The 17,095-nt window shown below is 61.0% G+C and carries 15 protein-coding genes and 1 pseudogene; 10 read left to right on the top strand and 6 right to left on the bottom strand.

The annotated features are described in order from the left end of the window. Nucleotides 1–146 precede the first annotated feature (146 nt). Nucleotides 147–1,577: an exodeoxyribonuclease I gene (gene sbcB / locus AUK77_RS07365; protein WP_296127725.1), complete on the bottom strand. Its 1,431-nt coding sequence runs from the start codon at nucleotides 1,575–1,577 to the stop codon at nucleotides 147–149. A 165-nt stretch (nucleotides 1,578–1,742) separates the two neighbouring features. On the opposite strand from sbcB, the gene AUK77_RS07360 reads away from it, so the two are divergent. Genes AUK77_RS07360 through AUK77_RS07335 form a run of 6 tightly spaced genes read left to right on the top strand, consistent with a single transcriptional unit; the run spans nucleotide 1,743 to nucleotide 8,683 of the window. Continuing rightward, entirely contained in the window at nucleotides 1,743–2,465 is a 723-nt protein-coding gene (locus tag AUK77_RS07360) for an RDD family protein (RefSeq protein ID WP_296127723.1), read from the top strand. Beyond that, a complete protein-coding gene (locus AUK77_RS07355; protein ID WP_296127721.1) occupies nucleotides 2,462–3,442 on the top strand; it encodes a stage II sporulation protein M in 981 nt (326 codons plus the stop codon). Before AUK77_RS07360 ends, AUK77_RS07355 begins: the two co-directional genes overlap by 4 nt. Continuing rightward, complete coding sequence (locus tag AUK77_RS07350) at nucleotides 3,429–4,997, top strand: DUF4129 domain-containing protein (protein WP_296127719.1); 1,569 nt, start codon at nucleotides 3,429–3,431, stop codon at nucleotides 4,995–4,997. The genes AUK77_RS07355 and AUK77_RS07350 overlap by 14 nt, the downstream gene beginning before the upstream one ends. Beyond that, the gene (locus tag AUK77_RS07345) at nucleotides 4,994–6,244 is read left to right on the top strand and encodes a DUF4350 domain-containing protein (RefSeq protein WP_296127717.1); all 1,251 of its coding nucleotides are present in this window, start codon (nucleotides 4,994–4,996) and stop codon (nucleotides 6,242–6,244) included. The genes AUK77_RS07350 and AUK77_RS07345 overlap by 4 nt, the downstream gene beginning before the upstream one ends. Further along, on the top strand, nucleotides 6,241–7,326 hold the full coding sequence (locus tag AUK77_RS07340; RefSeq protein ID WP_296127715.1) for a MoxR family ATPase: 1,086 nt from the start codon (nucleotides 6,241–6,243) through the stop codon (nucleotides 7,324–7,326). Before AUK77_RS07345 ends, AUK77_RS07340 begins: the two co-directional genes overlap by 4 nt. Nucleotides 7,327–7,351: 25 nt before the next feature. Further along, complete coding sequence (locus tag AUK77_RS07335) at nucleotides 7,352–8,683, top strand: DUF58 domain-containing protein (protein WP_296127713.1); 1,332 nt, start codon at nucleotides 7,352–7,354, stop codon at nucleotides 8,681–8,683. A gap of 120 nt (nucleotides 8,684–8,803) precedes the next feature. On the opposite strand, the gene AUK77_RS07330 is transcribed toward AUK77_RS07335, so the two are convergent. The 3 genes from AUK77_RS07330 to AUK77_RS07320 form a co-directional block, all read right to left on the bottom strand. Next, nucleotides 8,804–9,541, bottom strand: coding sequence for a nitroreductase family protein (locus AUK77_RS07330; protein WP_296127710.1), 738 nt, complete (start codon nucleotides 9,539–9,541; stop codon nucleotides 8,804–8,806). Nucleotides 9,542–9,639: 98 nt separating this feature from the next. Next, nucleotides 9,640–10,122, bottom strand: a complete 483-nt coding sequence (locus tag AUK77_RS07325; RefSeq protein WP_296127707.1) for a glutathione peroxidase — start codon at nucleotides 10,120–10,122, stop codon at nucleotides 9,640–9,642. 220 nt (nucleotides 10,123–10,342) lie between these two features. Then, complete coding sequence (locus AUK77_RS07320) at nucleotides 10,343–10,828, bottom strand: peptidylprolyl isomerase (RefSeq protein ID WP_296127704.1); 486 nt, start codon at nucleotides 10,826–10,828, stop codon at nucleotides 10,343–10,345. Here AUK77_RS07320 and AUK77_RS07315 point away from each other — a divergent pair. The 4 genes from AUK77_RS07315 (at nucleotide 10,797) to AUK77_RS07300 (ending at nucleotide 15,617) form a co-directional block, all read left to right on the top strand. Next, complete coding sequence (locus tag AUK77_RS07315) at nucleotides 10,797–11,153, top strand: DUF3565 domain-containing protein (RefSeq protein ID WP_296127701.1); 357 nt, start codon at nucleotides 10,797–10,799, stop codon at nucleotides 11,151–11,153. The two genes, AUK77_RS07320 and AUK77_RS07315, sit on opposite strands and share 32 nt — an antisense overlap. A gap of 14 nt (nucleotides 11,154–11,167) precedes the next feature. Beyond that, nucleotides 11,168–12,355: an acetate kinase gene (locus AUK77_RS07310; RefSeq protein ID WP_296127698.1), complete on the top strand. Its 1,188-nt coding sequence runs from the start codon at nucleotides 11,168–11,170 to the stop codon at nucleotides 12,353–12,355. 82 nt (nucleotides 12,356–12,437) lie between these two features. Beyond that, the gene (gene pta, locus AUK77_RS07305; RefSeq protein ID WP_296127694.1) at nucleotides 12,438–14,531 is read left to right on the top strand and encodes a phosphate acetyltransferase; all 2,094 of its coding nucleotides are present in this window, start codon (nucleotides 12,438–12,440) and stop codon (nucleotides 14,529–14,531) included. A gap of 177 nt (nucleotides 14,532–14,708) precedes the next feature. Further along, nucleotides 14,709–15,617, top strand: coding sequence for an acyltransferase (locus AUK77_RS07300; RefSeq protein ID WP_296127693.1), 909 nt, complete (start codon nucleotides 14,709–14,711; stop codon nucleotides 15,615–15,617). 138 nt (nucleotides 15,618–15,755) lie between these two features. On the opposite strand, the gene AUK77_RS07295 is transcribed toward AUK77_RS07300, so the two are convergent. Together AUK77_RS07295 and AUK77_RS07290 are read right to left on the bottom strand one after the other, a co-directional pair. Beyond that, the gene (locus AUK77_RS07295; RefSeq protein WP_296127691.1) at nucleotides 15,756–16,421 is read right to left on the bottom strand and encodes an OmpA family protein; all 666 of its coding nucleotides are present in this window, start codon (nucleotides 16,419–16,421) and stop codon (nucleotides 15,756–15,758) included. Nucleotides 16,422–16,500: 79 nt separating this feature from the next. Beyond that, nucleotides 16,501–17,001 (bottom strand): annotated as a pseudogene (locus AUK77_RS07290) (MBL fold metallo-hydrolase); the annotation flags it as partial. Between the last annotated feature and the right edge of the window lie 94 nt (nucleotides 17,002–17,095).

Below are 17,095 nucleotides of genomic sequence, written 5' to 3'. Positions count from 1 at the left end.
GGAACGGGAGCTTTCCAAGAGGAAGGCTAACAACACAACCAACCACATCACCTAGGGGTATTCAGAAAGGGCATAACAACACCCTTTCCCGAATACCCTTTTTTATGGGCTTCACTTAACTCGGGCGCAAACCTCTCAAGCCACCTTCATAACGTAAAGCGCTGCCGCAGTTGCTCGGCATATTCGGCCCAGGCGTGCAACAGGCTCTGCTGCGAGGCGTCTGCAGTTGGCTGCGCAGCCAATAAAGCCTGTTCAAATTGCGCCAGTGTGTTGGGTGCGCCGTATTCAGGCTGGGTCAAACGCCGCTGACAGAACTCGCGCCAGCGCTGTTGCTCTTCATTATTAAGGGTATCCGGGTAGTTGCGCGCCCGGTAACGAAAGAGCAATTCAGGCAATCGCGCATCATCAAATGGCCAAGCTGTATCTGCCAAACGCTGCGGATCGGCGCGCCGTACCTGTTCGCATAAGCGCCGATCGCGATCCCCTATAAAACCGTCATATAACTGTTGCTCTGGGTCATCATTGGGCGCAAACGACTCTTCGCTGTAAACCTCCGCCAACTTGGCCTGCCAGAGTGTCGCGCCAGAAGTTAGTTGCTCGGCACGCGTCAGATAAAGCGCAACATCCAACTGTAAACGCTGCCGATCCTCTTCACGCAGCACACTCATCGGTGCCACAACAGGACAACGATTGATGTGCATTAATTTCAATGGGACGGGCAACTCGTCCTCGGCTAATTGATCACGACGCGTATACAAACGCGCCTTTAAGGTCGCCGCTGACTCATTGAGTAGCGGTGTTATATCGCTTTGCAGATCGCAAACAATCAGCGCATTACGATTACGCGGGTGCCAGGCCAGAGGCAGCACCACGGCCAAATAATGCCGCTCGCCAGCATAACGCCCCGAAACATGCACCAACGGCTGCAATAACCTTATGTGCTCCTGCACCCGCTGTTTAGTGCGCAATGAGTACAAATAGTCATAGAGTTTGCGCTGCTTGTCGCGCAGCAAGCGGGCCAGCGCAATGGTCGCACGGACATCCGACAGTGCATCGTGAGCCTGGCCATGCTCGATACCGTTGGCGGCCGTCAGGCGTTCAAGTTTGAGACTTACACGACCGTTTTCTTGCGGCCAAACAATCCCCTCGGGGCGCAAGGCATAGGCTGTGCGCACCAGATCAATCAAATCCCACCGACTGTTGCCGCCTTGCCATTCGCGTGCATAGGGATCGTAGAAGTTGCGATACAAACTGTAGCGCGTGACTTCATCGTCAAAACGCAAGCTGTTGTAACCCACCCCACAGGTGCCCGGTGCAGAAAGCTCGGTATGCACACGGTGCATAAATTCAGCTTCATCCAGGCCGTTCTGCGCCAACTGCTGCGGCGTAATGCCGGTTATCAGGCAGGCGGCAGGGTGCGGCAGAATGTCGTCGCTGGGCTGGCAATAAATATTCAGCGGCTCAGCGATTTCATTGAGCGCCTCGTCGGTGCGAATCCCGGCCACTTGCAACGGGCGGTCGCGGCGCGGGTCGATGCCGGTGGTTTCGTAGTCGTACCAAAATAGGCTGGAAGTCACAGTCGTATCCTGAGGCTAAGGCGCGGGCAGTCTAGCATTCTGTCAATCGCCCATGAGGTGCCAGCCACGTGCGCCGTTACACAGTCACCACGCTAACCACCCCTGGCCTGTTGCGTCTCGGCCTGCTGGTGGCTAGCATCGGGCTTTCGTCGCTGCAGGCTGCCAATGCCACCTACGCCGTCCTCCGTTTCAGCAACCTCACCTACCCTGCTGGACACCCGTTTTAAAGTAGAAACCCCGGAAGGCATCGACCTGATCCTGCGCCCGGCCGGTGTGATTCCGCGCGCGCTGGCGTTTGGCATCGACCTGCTGATTCGAGGGGCCTTGCTTGGCGCGCTGTATGCCGTATTGGCACTGCTTGGCCAGTTCGGCATGGGCCTGGCGACCATCCTGATGTTTTTGCTGACGTGGTGGTACATGGTGCTGTTTGAAGTGCTCAACCAGGGCCGCTCACCGGGTAAGCAGGTGATGGGGCTGCGAGTTATTCACGACGATGGCACGCCTATCGGCTGGGCCGCCTCGCTGACCCGTAACCTGCTGCGCTTCGTTGACATGCTGCCGTTCGGCTACACCTTGGGCATCATCAGCAGCCTGCGTCACCCTGCCTTCAAGCGCTTGGGCGATATCGCCGCCGGTACGCTGGTGGTCTACCGCGATGAGGCCCCAAGTGCCGCCGTGCTGCCAGAAGCTGAAGCGCTGCGCGCGCCCTTCACGATGAACCTTAACGAGCAACGCGCCCTGCTCGGCTTTGCTGAACGCAGCCAAAACCTGTCCAGCGCGCGCCGTCAGGAACTGGCGAGCATTCTCGCTGAACCCCTGCACGTCCCCGCCGAACAGGCTGAACAACATCTCCACGGCATCGCCCGTGGCCTTTTAGGCCCGACATGAAACAGAGCCTATTTGAGCAGCAGCACCAGGCCGACTGGCAAGGGTTCGCCCTGCAACTCGACGCCCTGGAGCGCGGCAAGGCTGACAGCTCGCAAACCCAATCGTTTGCCGCCGCGTACCGGCGCTTGTGCCAAGACCTGGCGCTGGCGCAAAGCCGAGGCTACAGCAGCCACCTGATCGATCGCCTGCAACATCTGGCTATGCGCGGGCATCAGCAGTTCTACCGCCATCGCAGCCCCATCGGCGGCCAACTGCTGGGGTTTATCCTCGCGGGCTTCCCGCGTTTGGTGCGTACCGAATGGCGCTTTGTGCTCGCCGCATGCCTACTGTTTTTTGGCAGCCTGCTGCTGATGGGCGCACTGGTCTACTACTTCCCCGATCTGGTCTATGCCGTAATGTCGCCCGATCGCGTGGCCGAAATGGAACACATGTACGACCCCGACGCGCGGCGCATCGGCCGTTTCAGCGAACGCGATTCCGGCGATGACTGGATGATGTTCGGCTACTACATCATGAACAACATCGGCATTGCCTTTCAGACCTTTGCCAGCGGCCTGCTATTTGGTCTGGGCAGTCTGTTCTTCTTATTGTTCAACGGCCTGATGATCGGCGCAGTGGCCGGGCATCTGACGCAAATCGGCTACGGCGAAACCTTCTGGTCCTTTGTCATCGGCCACGGCTCTTTTGAACTGACCGCCATCGCTCTGGCCGGCGCGGCGGGCTTGAAACTTGGCTGGGCTTTGCTGGTGCCCGGCCGCTGGCCCCGCGGTGAGGCACTGCGCATCGCGGCGGCAAGCAGCGTGCGGCTGATTGGTGGCGTGACCGTTTTTCTCTTGCTGGCGGCCTTTATCGAGGCGTACTGGTCGTCCATGACCCTGGCCAGCGCCAACGTTAAATACATCGTCGGTGGCGCACTCTGGTTGTTGGTGCTGGCGTATCTGTTGCTGGCCGGTCGAGGTGACCATGCGCCTGACTGATGCCAGTGTTGTCATTCGCCCGCGCAGCGCCTGGGAAGCGGTCGATCTTGGCGTGCTACTCGCCAAGCAACACGCCGGGCTGCTGATGCTCAGTTGGGCGATTGTCACCCTGCCGATTTTTGCCCTGCTGTGCCTGCTGCTGTGGGATTACCCCAGCATCGCCGTGCTGATCTTCTGGTGGCTGAAACCGGCCTATGAACGCCTACCGCTGTTCATCCTGTCCAATGCCCTGTTTGGTTCCACGCCCAGCCTCAAACAGGCCCTTAAAGCCTTGCCTGGCTTGCTCAAACCGCAGCTGCTGGCCAGCCTCACCTGGCGCCGCTTAAGCCCTACACGCAGTTTCGACATGCCGGTGCAACAGCTTGAAGGTTTGTCGGGCAGCGCCCGCAATCAACGTCTGGTGGTGCTCGGCCAACGTGATGCCGGTGGGGCCAGCTGGCTCACGGTGGTGGGCGTGGCGCTGGAAATCGCCTTGATGTTCGGGCTGATCAGTTTGTTTTACATGCTGCTGCCAGCTCAGCTCGAACTGGACTGGAGCTGGGACACCCTGATCAGCACCGATACGCATCAATGGTTATGGCTGGAGCATCTGTCCAACCTGTTTTATGTCTTGGTGCTGGTGTTCTGGGGGCCGATTTACGTGGCCTGCGGTTTTACCCTCTACCTCAATCGGCGCACCGCACTGGAAGCTTGGGACATCGAGCTGGTGTTTCGCCAGCTGCGCCAACGCCTCACGGGTGTGGCCTATGCCGTGTTGCTGAGCGTTGCGCTGCTGTTTATGCCAGTGGCCGACAACGCCATGGCAGCCAGCGAGGCCGCACCCGTAACAACCGACCCAAATGGCCCAGACGCGCCACGCCTGCTCAAGCAGCCGCTAACCAGCGAGCAATCCCAAGAGAGCATCACCCAACTGCTTGATCAGCCGCCCTTCGAGCACCGCGAAACCGTGACCCGCTGGCGCTTTGGTGACGCGCCCGAGGAGCCCAGCGCAGAGGACGCGAAAAGCTTGGACGAGTGGATGAAAAAACTCGCTGACCTGGCGCAGTTTTGGAAGAGCGTCGACGGCGTTGCGCTGTTTTTTGAAGTGTTGCTGTGGACAATTCTGTTCAGCCTGCTGGCTTGGTTGCTGTGGCGCTATCGCGATTGGCTGAATGCCTTTGCCGGCCGCCTGCGCATGCCACAGGTGCGCCGCTATCAAGCGCCGGAACAGTTGTTCGGCCTGGAAGTCGCCCCGCAAAGCTTACCCAACGACATAGCCGGCGAAGTGGAACGGCTGTGGCATGAACAGCCACGCGCCGCGCTCAGCTTGCTCTATCGCGCCCTGCTCAGCCGCCTGCTGCACGAACAACAACTGGCCCTGAAAAGCTCAGACACCGAAGGCGAAGTGCTGCAACAGGTGCACGCGCTGCAACAGGCTGAACTCAGCCAGTTCAGCCAAACCCTCACCCGCCACTGGCAAAACCTGGCTTACGGCCATCAACAACCGCCCGCTGCGCTCAAAGATGAGCTGTGCACAGGCTGGCGCCAGTTGTTTGAACGCGGAGCGCAAGCATGAGTCGGCGCACCCTGTTTTACCTTGGCGCAGCCTTATTGCTGGTGTTTGGCCTGCTGGGTATTTACCTACTGAGCAACCTTTCGTCCTACCCGGAAACCGTCAAGCACGGCCCCGCCCCCGAAGCGCGCGCCAATCCGTATCTAGCGGCCGAACAGTTTCTCCAGCAGCGCGGTCTGCAGGTGCAACGCGCCGACGGCCTGGACGTGCTCAAACATCTACCGAGTGCCGGGCAAACCCTGTTGCTGCTGGGCGACCGCAACAGCATGACGCCCAAACAAGCCGAGCGCGTATTGGCTTGGGCGGCCAAAGGCGGCCACCTGCTATTTGTCGCTGAGCGCCTGTGGGATGAAGAAGAAGGCAGCAGTGGCGACTTGCTGCTCGACCATTTAGGCATCCAGCAATACGAAAGCGAAGCGCTCGACGAAGACACCAACGCCGCGGCCGATGAGTCGGCTGCAGCAGAAGATGAAACCAGCACCGCACCAACGGCCGAAGCCGAACCTGCAGTGGCCGCTGACGCATCAAGCGATGACAGCCCTTATCCGCAACTGACTCAGCTGTACCTAGAGAACGAAGACGCCCCGGCCTACTTCAACTTCGATACTGATTTTCATCTTTACGACGCCGAAGACCGCGCCCATGCGTGGGCCAACAGCGACGCTGCCACGCATCTGCTGCAGCTTTACCATGGCGACGGTTTGATCAGCGTGGTCAGCGACAGTTGGATCTGGCAGAACGGCAACATTGGCGAATACGACAACGCCTGGCTGCTCTGGTACATGACTCAGGACAGCCAGGTCACCCTGCTCTACCGCGCCGACCGCGACAACCTGCTCAGCCTGCTGACCGAGCACTTCCCGCAGGCGTTGGTCAGCCTGGCGTTGCTTCTGGCCTTTGCGCTGTGGCACTTGGGCCAGCGTCAGGGGCCGATGCTGCAGCCGGTCACGCGCAATCGTCGTCAATTGCAGGAACATGTGCGCGCCAGTGCCGATTTCCTTCTGCGCCACAACGGCCAACACAACCTGCTGCAAGGTTTGCAGCAGGATATTCAGCGCCGCGCCCGTCACCGCCACCCCGGTTTCGAGCGCCTGCCCGTGGCCGAACAATGGCAGGTGCTTGGCCGCCTGACCCGACAACCGTCCAGCCTAATCAGCCAAGCCATGCGGCCGTTGCCCAAGCAGCGTCTGGCCGCCGCCGACTTCACCCGCCAGGTCGCCAACCTGCAAACCCTCAGGAATGCCCTATGACGAGCGAACACACCCCCGAACAGCCGGACAACGCCATCGAACCGGCCCCCGCAAGCCCTGAGCCGCTTAGCGAAGCCCCCGTTGCGCCAGCCGCTGCAGCGGCCCCAGCCGCCAATCCGACGGCCCAGCGCCAGCGCGCCAGCCAGTTGGCGCAAGCCTTGCGGACTGAACTGCAGAAAGCCCTGATCGGCCAGACGGCGGTGATTGACGATGTACTCAGCGCCCTGATTGCCGGCGGCCACGTGCTGATTGAAGGCGTACCGGGCCTGGGTAAGACCTTGCTGGTACGGGCCCTGGCGCGCTGCTTTGGCGGTGAATTTGCGCGCATTCAGTTCACCCCGGACCTGATGCCCAGCGATGTCACCGGCCACGCCGTGTATGACCTCAAGACTGAACAATTCAAGCTGCGCAAAGGCCCGGTGTTCACCAACCTGCTGCTAGCCGACGAAATCAACCGCGCCCCGGCCAAGACCCAGGCAGCGCTGCTGGAGGTGATGCAGGAGCGCCAAGTCACCCTCGAAGGCCGCGCCCTGAATGTGCCACTGCCCTTTATGGTGCTGGCCACGCAGAACCCGATCGAACAAGAAGGCACCTACCCGCTGCCCGAGGCCGAACTCGACCGTTTTATGCTCAAGCTGCGCATGGACTACCCCGAGCAAAGCGAAGAGCTGAACATGGTTCGCCAGGTGGCGCGCTCCAGCAAAGCCGACATGCTCGAAGTCACCGCACTGCGCACCTTGCTACAGGCCCGTGATGTGCTGGCCCTGCAAAAAATTGCCAGCGACCTGTCCATCGATGAGCAAGTGCTCGACTACGCCGTGCGCATCGCCCGCGCCACGCGCACTTGGCCGGGTTTGGCAATCGGGGCCGGGCCGCGCGCTTCCATCGCCCTGGTTCGCTGCGGCCGCGCCCGTGCGCTGCTGCGCGGTGGCGATTTCGTCGTGCCGGATGACATCAAAGGCTGCGCATTAGCCGTGCTGCGTCACCGCGTGCGCCTGTCGCCGGAGTTGGATATCGAAGGCTTGTCGGTGGATCAGGTGCTGCAACAACTGCTGGCTCAGGTTCCGGCCCCACGCCTATGACACTCGCACGCACAGGCGTACCCGCATGAAGCCTTCGCGCACGCTGCTGGCGCTGCTCGCCGGTCTGTTTATCCTTGGCCTTGTGCTCGGCACTTGCAGCGCATTAGGCGTTGCCGTGCCGCGTAGCGTTACGCCGATTTACTGGGGCTTATTGCTGGTGCTGCTGGGCCTGGCGCTGGTCGATGCGCTGGGGTTACGTCAGCGGCCCACGCCACATATCGAACGGCATTTACCCGGCAACATGCCGCTGGGCCGCTGGAGCGATGTGCGGCTGACCGTACACCACAGCTTCGACCGCCCGCTGCGCATCGAGGTGTTTGATCACCTGCCGGGCGAGATGGCGTTTGAGCACCTGCCATTGCAGGTTGAGCTGCATCCGGGCGAGCAAACCCAGATCAGCTACCGCGTGCGCGCGCTGCAACGCGGCCATTTCCACTTCCCACGCGTCGAGGTCAGCCTGCCCAGCCCGATGGGCCTGTGGTCAGCCCGGCGCTTGCTTGAAGTGGCGGGTGAAACCCGGGTTTACCCGGACTTCGCACGGCTGTATGGCGCGCAACTGATGGCCGTGGATGACTGGCTCAGCCAGTTGGGCGTGCGCCAGCAACAGCGGCGCGGGCTGGGTCAGGCCTTTCATCAATTACGCGAGTTCCGTGACGGCGACACCCTGCGCCAGATCGACTGGAAAGCCACTGCGCGCAAACGCATGCCGATCGCCCGTGAATATCAGGATGAGCGCGATCAGCAAATCATCTTCCTGCTCGACTGTGGTCGACGCATGCGCAGCCAGGACGGCGAACTGTCGCACTTTGACCACGCCCTCAACGCCTGCCTGCTGCTCAGTTATGTGGCGCTACGCCAGGGCGATGCCGTGGGCCTGGCGACCTTTGCCAGCGAGCAACCACGCTTTCTGCCGGCGGTAAAAGGTCAGGCGCAATTGAACGTCCTGCTTAACGCCCTGTACGACCTGCGCAGCACGCAGCAACCGGCCGATTTCAGCGCTGCCGTGGCTGATTTACTCAGCCGCCAGCGCCGTCGCGCGCTGGTGGTGCTGGTGACCAACCTGCGCGATGAAGATGACCAGACCTTGGTCAGCGCCGTTAAGCGCCTGAGCCAACAGCACCGGGTGCTGGTAACCAGCTTGCGTGAGGAAGTGCTCGACACCCTGCGCCATAATCCGGTGCAGGATCTGGCCAGCGCATTGGACTACTGCGGCACGCTGGACTATCTCAACGCCCGCGCCAGCCTGCATGACCGCCTGCTGGCCAACAACGTGCCGGTGCTGGATGCGCGCCCAAGCGAGTTGGGACCGCAGTTGGTGAGCCGTTATCTGGCCTGGAAAAAAGCCGGCGTACTGTAAAAGCTGATAAAGGCATGGGTAGGTTGGCGTTGAGCGCAGCGAAGCCCAACAGGCATTGGCATGTCTCGTTGGGCTTCATCGCTCTGCTCCTCTGGCTACGCGCCCCGACCCAACCTACGGCTATAGCCAGGTGACATGCTGCTCCAGCGGAAAGCGCAGACGCGGGTTGTACACCCCCTTCTCGTCCTGCTTACCCACTGCCAGCAGCATGATCGGCAAGGCCTGACGCGGGATGTTCAGCGTTTTGCGCAAGCGCACTTCGTCAAAACCTTCCATCGGGCACGTGGCGTAGCCGTGGCTCTGGAAGGCCAGCATCAGGTTCTGCGCCGCCAATGCTGTGGACTTCACCGCCCAGATGCGCATTTGCGCCTGACTGTTGGGGCTGCGCATCAAAGGCTTGCGCCAAGCGGCCACGCGCAGCAACTGACGCTTGAATAAGCCAAACAAACCGAACGGCCCCTGGTTGTATTGAAACGGCGCGGTCTTGCTATAAAAGTGGCGAATGCGCGCCGGCACGTCTGGCTCGGGCCAATAGTCGATGATGTTCTGGCAGGCTTGCTTCCAGGTATCCGGGCGCGCCAACACGGCAATGATCAGCGGCGCTTTGGCCGCGTTCTGGCTCATGCACACCGGATGTAACTGGGCCAGCAGCGCTGGGTCGCGAATCACCTGAAAGCTCCAGGGCTGCAGGTTGCACGAATTAGGGGCCAACACCGCCAGCTCCAGGCAATCGCGAACCACCTCATCGGGTACAGGCTCGGCACTGAAACGACGCACAGCGCGGCGGCTTTCAATCAAGGCGCGCAGCGCTTCGGGGGTGGCGTGGGCAGCGGGGGGTTCAGCGGGAAACAGGCTCATGCGGGGCATCCTCGGCAAGTCGCCTGATTAAGCCGCGCAGGCCCGCTGAGGACAAGCCATGCACCGGCTTAGTCCGCAGCCTTGGCACAAATGGCCTGTTAGCCGAGTGCCTTTTCGATGGCCTGAATAATGCTCGGATCATCCGGCGCGGTGCGCGGGGCGAAACGTGCCAGCACACGCCCATCGTGACCGACCAAAAACTTCTCGAAGTTCCAGGTGATGTCACCGGGAAACTCAGCACCCTCACCCGCCAGCAAACGGTACAACGGGTGACGGTCCGGGCCGTTCACCTCAAGCTTGCTGCCCATCGGGAAGCTCACCCCGTAGTTGAGGCTGCAGAAGCTGGCGATGGCTTCCTCGCTGTCCGGTTCTTGCCCGGCAAACTGGTTGCACGGCAGGCCCAACACGTTAAAGCCTTGCGCCTTGTATTGCTGGTAAAGCTGCTCAAGCCCGGCGCACTGCGGCGTGAGGCCACACTTGGACGCCACATTGACCACCAATACCACTTGCCCCTTGAAGGGAGCCAACGGCAAGACCTGGCCATCCAGGGCACGCAGGTTAAGGTCGTGAAAGGCACTCATGGCTTACTCCTTGAGAACACAAATTGTGCATGGCAGGCCCAAATCAGCATCGCACAGCGACAGCCTGCAGGTTAGCGCCAAAGATGGCTGGCCATAAAAAAGGCACCTATGCGAAGGTGCCTTTCTTCTATTGCAGCTTAGCAGTGGCGTTCGCAGTTGATACGACCACAAGTCGTTTCACTCAACGGTACGCCTCGGCTCGCGGCAACCTTGCGGTGACTCAGTGGTGGTGACCGCCTTCGCCGTGAATGTGCCCGTGAGCCACTTCTTCTTCGCTGGCATCACGGATGCTGATGACCTTGACCTTGAAGTTCAGACGCTGACCCGCGAGCGGGTGGTTGCCGTCGACGATCACGTCTTCGCCTTCCAGTTCACGAATGGTGACAATTTGCATGCCGCCGTCCGGGCCGGAAGCGTGAAACTGCATGCCGACTTCCAGCTCGTCGACACCTTCGAACATCGAGCGGTTGAGGGTCGCAACCAGTTCAGCGCTGTATTCGCCGTAGGCGTCTTCTGGCTCAACGGAAACGTCCAACTCGTCGCCAACCTGTTTGCCCAGCAGGGCTTTTTCCAGGCCACCGATGATGTTGCCAGCACCGTGCAGATAAACCAGCGGCGCGCCGCCTGCGGAACTATCGATCACCTCACCGGCATCGTTAGTCAGGGTATAGTCGATGGAGACGGCCTTATTGGCGGCGATCAGCATGGGGCGAGACCTTTTGCTTGGAAATAAAGAGCGTGCGAGTTTACCCAAGGGCACGCGCGAAAGCGAACCGAGTAAAGACGGACGGCAGGACGCTGCATGTGTGCGCCTGCTTGATTTTCGTCAGGATGAACACGGCGACTGGGTGGCAGTATTGTCCTGCGGCCATACCCAGCACCTGCGCCACCAGCCGCCCTGGCAGAATCGCGCGTGGGTGCTGGATGCCCAAAAGCGCCAGGCGCAACTGGGTAAAGCCTTCCTCTGCGGCTGGTGCGCCGCCGAACATGACGCACGCGAGGCGCACACAGAACGCCCGCATCAAGATTAGATAAGGAGCGGTAAATGCCCGCACGCAACATTCTGGTGATCAACTGCGGCAGCTCGTCGATCAAATTCGCCCTAGTCAATGAAGAACAGCCGCAGTTTGCCCTCAGCGGCCTGGCCGAACGCCTCGGCAGCCCCGATGCGCAAGTGCAGTGGCAGCACAACGGCAACAAAGACAGCCTGATTCTGCCCCACGCCGATCACCGCAGCGCCCTGGCTCAGGTGTTACCCCTGGTACAAACCGCCGCTGGCGGCCAACTGCACGGCATCGGTCATCGCGTGGTACACGGCGGCGAGCACTTCACCAGCGCCTGCCTGCTCGACGCGCTGAGCCTGGCCGCCATTCGCGCCACCGCCCCGCTGGCCCCGCTGCACAACCCCGCCAACCTGCTGGGTATTGAAGCTGCAATCAAGCTGTTCCCAGACTTGCCGCAGGTGGCGGTGTTCGACACGGCGTTCCATCAAACCCTGCCGGAACATGCCTTCCGCTATGCACTGCCCGACGCCCTGTACCGCGAACATGGTGTGCGCCGTTATGGCTTTCATGGCACCAGCCATCGCTTTGTTAGCCAGCGCGCCGCCGAAATCAGCGGCCTCGACTACCAGCACAGCAGCTGGCTAGTCGCGCACCTGGGCAACGGTTGCTCCACCTGTGCGGTGGTCGATGGTCAGAGCCGCGACACCAGCATGGGCCTGACCCCGCTGGAAGGCGTAGTGATGGGTACGCGCAGCGGCGATGTTGATCCCAACCTGCACAGCCACTTGGCGCGCACCCTGGGCTGGAGCCTGGAGCGCATTGATGCCGTGCTGAATAAAGAAAGCGGCCTGCTCGGTCTCTCCGGCCTGTCCAACGACATGCGCAGCCTGGAAGAAGCCCGCGCGCAAGGCCACCCCGGCGCCACCCTGGCCATTGAAGTGTTCTGTTACCGCCTGGCCAAATCCCTAGCGGCCATGAGCTGCGCCCTACAACACCTCGACGGGCTGATTTTCACCGGCGGCATTGGCGAGAACTCCGCGCTGATTCGCAGCAAAACCGTCGCCCATCTCAGGCTGCTCAACCTGAGCCTCGACGAGAGCGCCAACGCCCGCACAGTTCGTGGTGCCAGCGGCGCGATTCACGCCCAGGGCCACTCTCGAGTCATGGTTGTGCCGACCAACGAAGAACGGCAGATCGCCCTCGACACCCTGACCTTGATCGAAGCCTAAACACGATTTTCTGCAAAATTGCCGCGCTAGGCTGGGTGCACGCCAACAGCAACGCCCAGCAGCGCACCCCGACGGAGACACCATGCACACCTTTTTTATTGCCCCAACCGGTTTCGGTGTTGGTCTGACGTCTATCAGCCTAGGCCTGGTCGGTGCGCTGGAACGCGCAGGCCTCAAGGTCGGCTTCTTCAAGCCCATCGCCCAACCTCACCCCGGTGACCTGGGCCCGGAGCGCTCCAGTGAGCTGATCGCCCGCACCCACGGCCTGCACTCGCCCAAGCCGCTAGCTTTGGCCCATGTCGAACGCATGCTCGGTGACGGCCAACTGGATGAACTGCTGGAAGAAATCATCAGCCTCTATCAGCAAGCCGCCGCTGGCAAAGACGTGGTGATTGTCGAAGGCATGGTGCCGACCCGACAGGCCAGCTACGCCGCGCGGGTTAACTTTCACCTGGCCAAGAGCCTGGACGCTGAAATAATTCTGGTCTCGGCCCCCGAGCAGGAAAGCCTCACCGAACTGTTCGACCGAGTGGAGATTCAAGCCCAGTTATTCGGTGGGCCGAAGGACGAAAAAGTGCTCGGCGTGATCCTCAACAAGGTGCGCAGCGACGACGGCATTGAGGCCTTCACTCAGCGCCTGAAAGAACTCTCGCCACTACTCAAAAGCGACGACTTCCGCCTGCTCGGCTGCATCCCTTGGCAGGATGAGCTGAACGCCCCGCGCACCCGCGACATTGCCGATTTGCTCGGCGCACGCATTCTCAATGCTGGGGATTACGAACAACGGCGCATGCTGAAAATCGTGCTCTGCGCGCGCGCCGTGGCCAACACCGTGCAACTGCTCAAGCCCGGCACGTTGGTGGTCACACCGGGTGACCGCGACGACATTATCCTCGCCGCCAGCCTGGCCGCCATGAACGGCATGCCGCTGGCCGGCTTGCTGCTGTGCAGTGATTTTGCCCCCGACCCACGGATCATGGAGCTGTGCCGCGGCGCGCTGCAAAGTGGCTTGCCAGTGATGACTGTGAGCACCGGCTCTTACGACACGGCCACCAACCTCAACCGCCTCAACCGCGAAATCCCGGTGGACGATAAAGAGCGTGCCAAAAAGGTCGCCGACTTTGTCGCCAGCCATATCGACCATGAGTGGCTGTTTACCCGCTGCGGTACGCCGCGCGAGCTGCGCATGTCGCCACCAGCCTTCCGCTACCAGTTGGTGCAGCGCGCCAAGGCCGCCAACAAGCGCATCGTCCTGCCCGAAGGCAGCGAACCACGCACGGTGCAGGCAGCGGCCATTTGTCAGGCACGCGGCATCGCCCGCTGCGTGCTGCTGGCCAAGCCGGAAGAGGTGTATGCCGTGGCGCGCGCCCAAGGCATCGAGCTGCCGCCTGGGCTGGAAATTCTCGATCCCGACCTGATTCGCGAGCGCTATGTCGCGCCCATGGTCGAGCTGCGCAAAGGCAAAGGACTGAACGCGCCGATGGCGGCCGCGCAACTGGAAGACACCGTGGTGATGGGCACCATGATGCTCGCTCTGGACGAGGTCGATGGCCTGGTGTCGGGCGCGATCAACACCACCGCCAACACCATCCGCCCGGCCCTGCAACTGATCAAGACCGCACCGGGGTACAAACTGGTGTCCTCGGTGTTCTTTATGCTACTGCCCGATCAGGTGCTGGTGTACGGCGACTGCGCGGTAAACCCCGACCCAAGCGCTGCCGAACTGGCTGAAATCGCCCTACAAAGTGCGGCCTCGGCCAGCGCCTTTGGCATCACCCCGCGTGTGGCCATGCTCAGCTACTCCACCGGCGATTCCGGCAGCGGCGAAGAGGTCGAGAAAGTGCGCGAAGCCACCCGCCTGGCCCGCGCCCTTGACCCTGACCTGCTGCTCGATGGCCCCTTGCAGTACGACGCCGCCGCCATTGAAAGCGTCGGCCGGCAAAAAGCCCCCAACAGCGCGGTGGCTGGTCGCGCCACGGTGTTTATCTTCCCGGATCTGAACACCGGCAACACCACCTACAAGGCCGTGCAACGCAGCGCCGATTGCGTCAGCGTCGGCCCCATGCTGCAAGGCCTGCGCAAACCGGTGAATGACTTATCGCGCGGCGCATTGGTCGATGACATCGTCTTCACCATCGCCCTGACTGCGATCCAGGCGGCCAACCTGCCCACTTAACAGCAGGCCAACCCACGCCAGCGCTCACACAGGCTGGCGGCGACATGCACGAAACCAGCAGGTCAACACCAAGCCTTGCAGGTCAGTGCACAAGCGTTAACCTAACACCGCCGCGTACACCGCCGGCATTCTCACAACAGGCTCGAAGAAGCCCACCTTCAGGAGGCACACGCCCCCATGTTGCATGCCCTGCCCGCACCCATCCGTGGCTTTATCACCAGCTTGATACTGGGCCTCAATACCCTGTTCTGGTGCTGGCCGCTTTTTACCTTGGCCTTACTGAAATTACTGCTGCCCATCGCCCCGGTTCATCGTGCGATCCGCTACCTGATGCACCTGATTGCCGAATCCTGGATTGGCATCAATAAATTCTGGATGAACCAGGTTGGCCACACGCGCTGGGATGTCTCGGGGCTGAAGGGCTTCGACAAGCAACACACCTACCTGGTGACCAGTAACCACCAGAGCTGGGTGGATATTCTGGTGCTGCAATACCTGCTCAATCGCCGCATGCCCATGCTCAAGTTTTTCCTTAAACAAGAGCTGATTTGGGTGCCGGTGATTGGCCTGTGCTGGTGGGCACTGGAATTCCCCTTTATGAAGCGCTTCAGCAAGGAATACCTGGCCAAGCACCCGGAAAAACGCGGCCAAGACCTGCTCACCACGCGCAAAGCCTGCGCGCGCTACAAAACCAACCCGGTTTCAGTGTTCAACTTTCTGGAAGGCACGCGCCTGTCGCCCGCCAAGCACGCGCAGCAGCAATCACCCTTTAAACACCTGCTCAAACCCAAGGCCGGTGGCATCGCCTTTGTGCTGGACGCCATGGGCGAGCAATTGCACAGCATGGTCAACGTCACGCTCTACTACCCAGGCGGAAATCCGGGATTCTGGGACCTGCTCTGCGGACGGGTGGACGAGGTGGTGGTGCGCATCAAAGAACAGCCAATACCGGCGGAGTTCATCGGCCGCAACTACGACCAGGACGACGCCTACCGCCTGCAGTTCCAGCAATGGGTCAACCAACTCTGGCTGGACAAAGACGCTGAACTGGACGCCCTGCACCAGCAATACAGCGCTCGCCGCTAAGCGCCATCGTTATCGCGCCGTCCATCAGCGGCCATAAAAAATGCCGTTCACTGCAGCCCAGTGAACGGCATTTCTTTTTGCGCCTGACCGGCGGATAGCAACCGCTATCGCGCCGCTGGTACGCCTAAGTGCCCGCGCTTATTGCAACGGACGCAGGTTGATCTCCACACGGCGATTCTGCGCACGACCCGACTCACTGGCGTTGCTGGCCACCGGCTGGTCCGGCCCCATACCGCGGGTGGTTACGCGCATGCCGTTAACCCCTTGCGCGGTCAGGTAGTTGGCCACGCTCTGCGCGCGGCGCTGCGAGAGGGTGTAGTTGTACTGATGCGCGCCGACGTTATCGGTATGCCCGACAATCTCGATGCTGTTCTGGTCGTACTGTTTGAATGAGTTGGCCAGGTTGTTCAGCGGTGCATAAAAATTCCCGGCGATATCCGCCGAATTAGTGGCGAAGGTGATGTTGCCCGGCATGATCAGCTTGAGGTCATCACCATTGCGCTGCACCTCAACGCCCGTGCCTTGCATGCTGCGACGCAATTCGGCTTCCTGCTTGTCTGCGTAAAAGCCGTATCCACCGCCAGCCGCACCGCCCACTGCCGCGCCGATCAATGCACCTTTGCCGCGATCCTTCTTGCTCGATGTGGCCGCCCCTACCGCCGCGCCCGCCAACGCACCCAAGGTGCCGTAGGTGGCCGACTTGCGCATCTCACCGTCTTCACGCACGTAAGGGTTTTGCACCGCACAACCAGCCCCTGTTACCACAACAGTGGCAATCAGCAGCATTCGCGAGGGTTTCAACATGATCGCAACTCCAACAAATTAACGAATAGGCGCACAGCCTCGCGCCATTTGAGCATGGGCGGCGGGGAAAATTCCCTGTTCACGCCCGCACAAACGGGTTTTCGCGCATCTCATCACCCAACCGCGTATCCACCCCGTGCCCAGTGACCACCGTGGCGTCCTCATCCAGGCAGTACAAGCGCTGCTTGATCGAACGCTCGATGGTCGAATAATCCCCACCCCACAAATCTGTCCGGCCAATGCCGCGCTTGAACAGGGTGTCACCGGCGATCAGCAACTTGGCATCGGCAAACCAGAAACTCATCGAACCTGGCGTATGCCCCGGCGTGTGCAACGCCACACCACAGCCGCAAGCCAGCTCCTCGTCATCACTGAGCCACTGATCCGGGGCCGGCACCGGCGTGTAAGGCACACCGAACATGCGGCACTGCATTTCCAGGTTGTCCCAAAGGAACTGGTCTTCTTTATGCAAATGCAGGGTCGCGCCGGTCTTCTCCTTCATCTGCCCGGAGGCTAGGAAGTGATCCAGATGCGCGTGGGTATGGATGATGCTCACCACCTTCAATCCATGCGCCTCTAAGGATGCTCTGAAGTAGCCCTGTATTTCCGGCCGACTTCAGCTCTTGCCGATTTTAAAAGCGGCGATTCGACCAAAACCGATCAAGTCATCCGTT

The sequence above is a fragment of the Pseudomonas sp. Ga0074129 genome (genome assembly GCA_001465025.1).
In the GTDB taxonomy this organism is placed as follows: domain Bacteria; phylum Pseudomonadota; class Gammaproteobacteria; order Pseudomonadales; family Pseudomonadaceae; genus Aquipseudomonas.
Note: the sequence above shows the minus strand (reverse complement) of the source record. Positions and strands in the feature narration are given on the sequence as shown.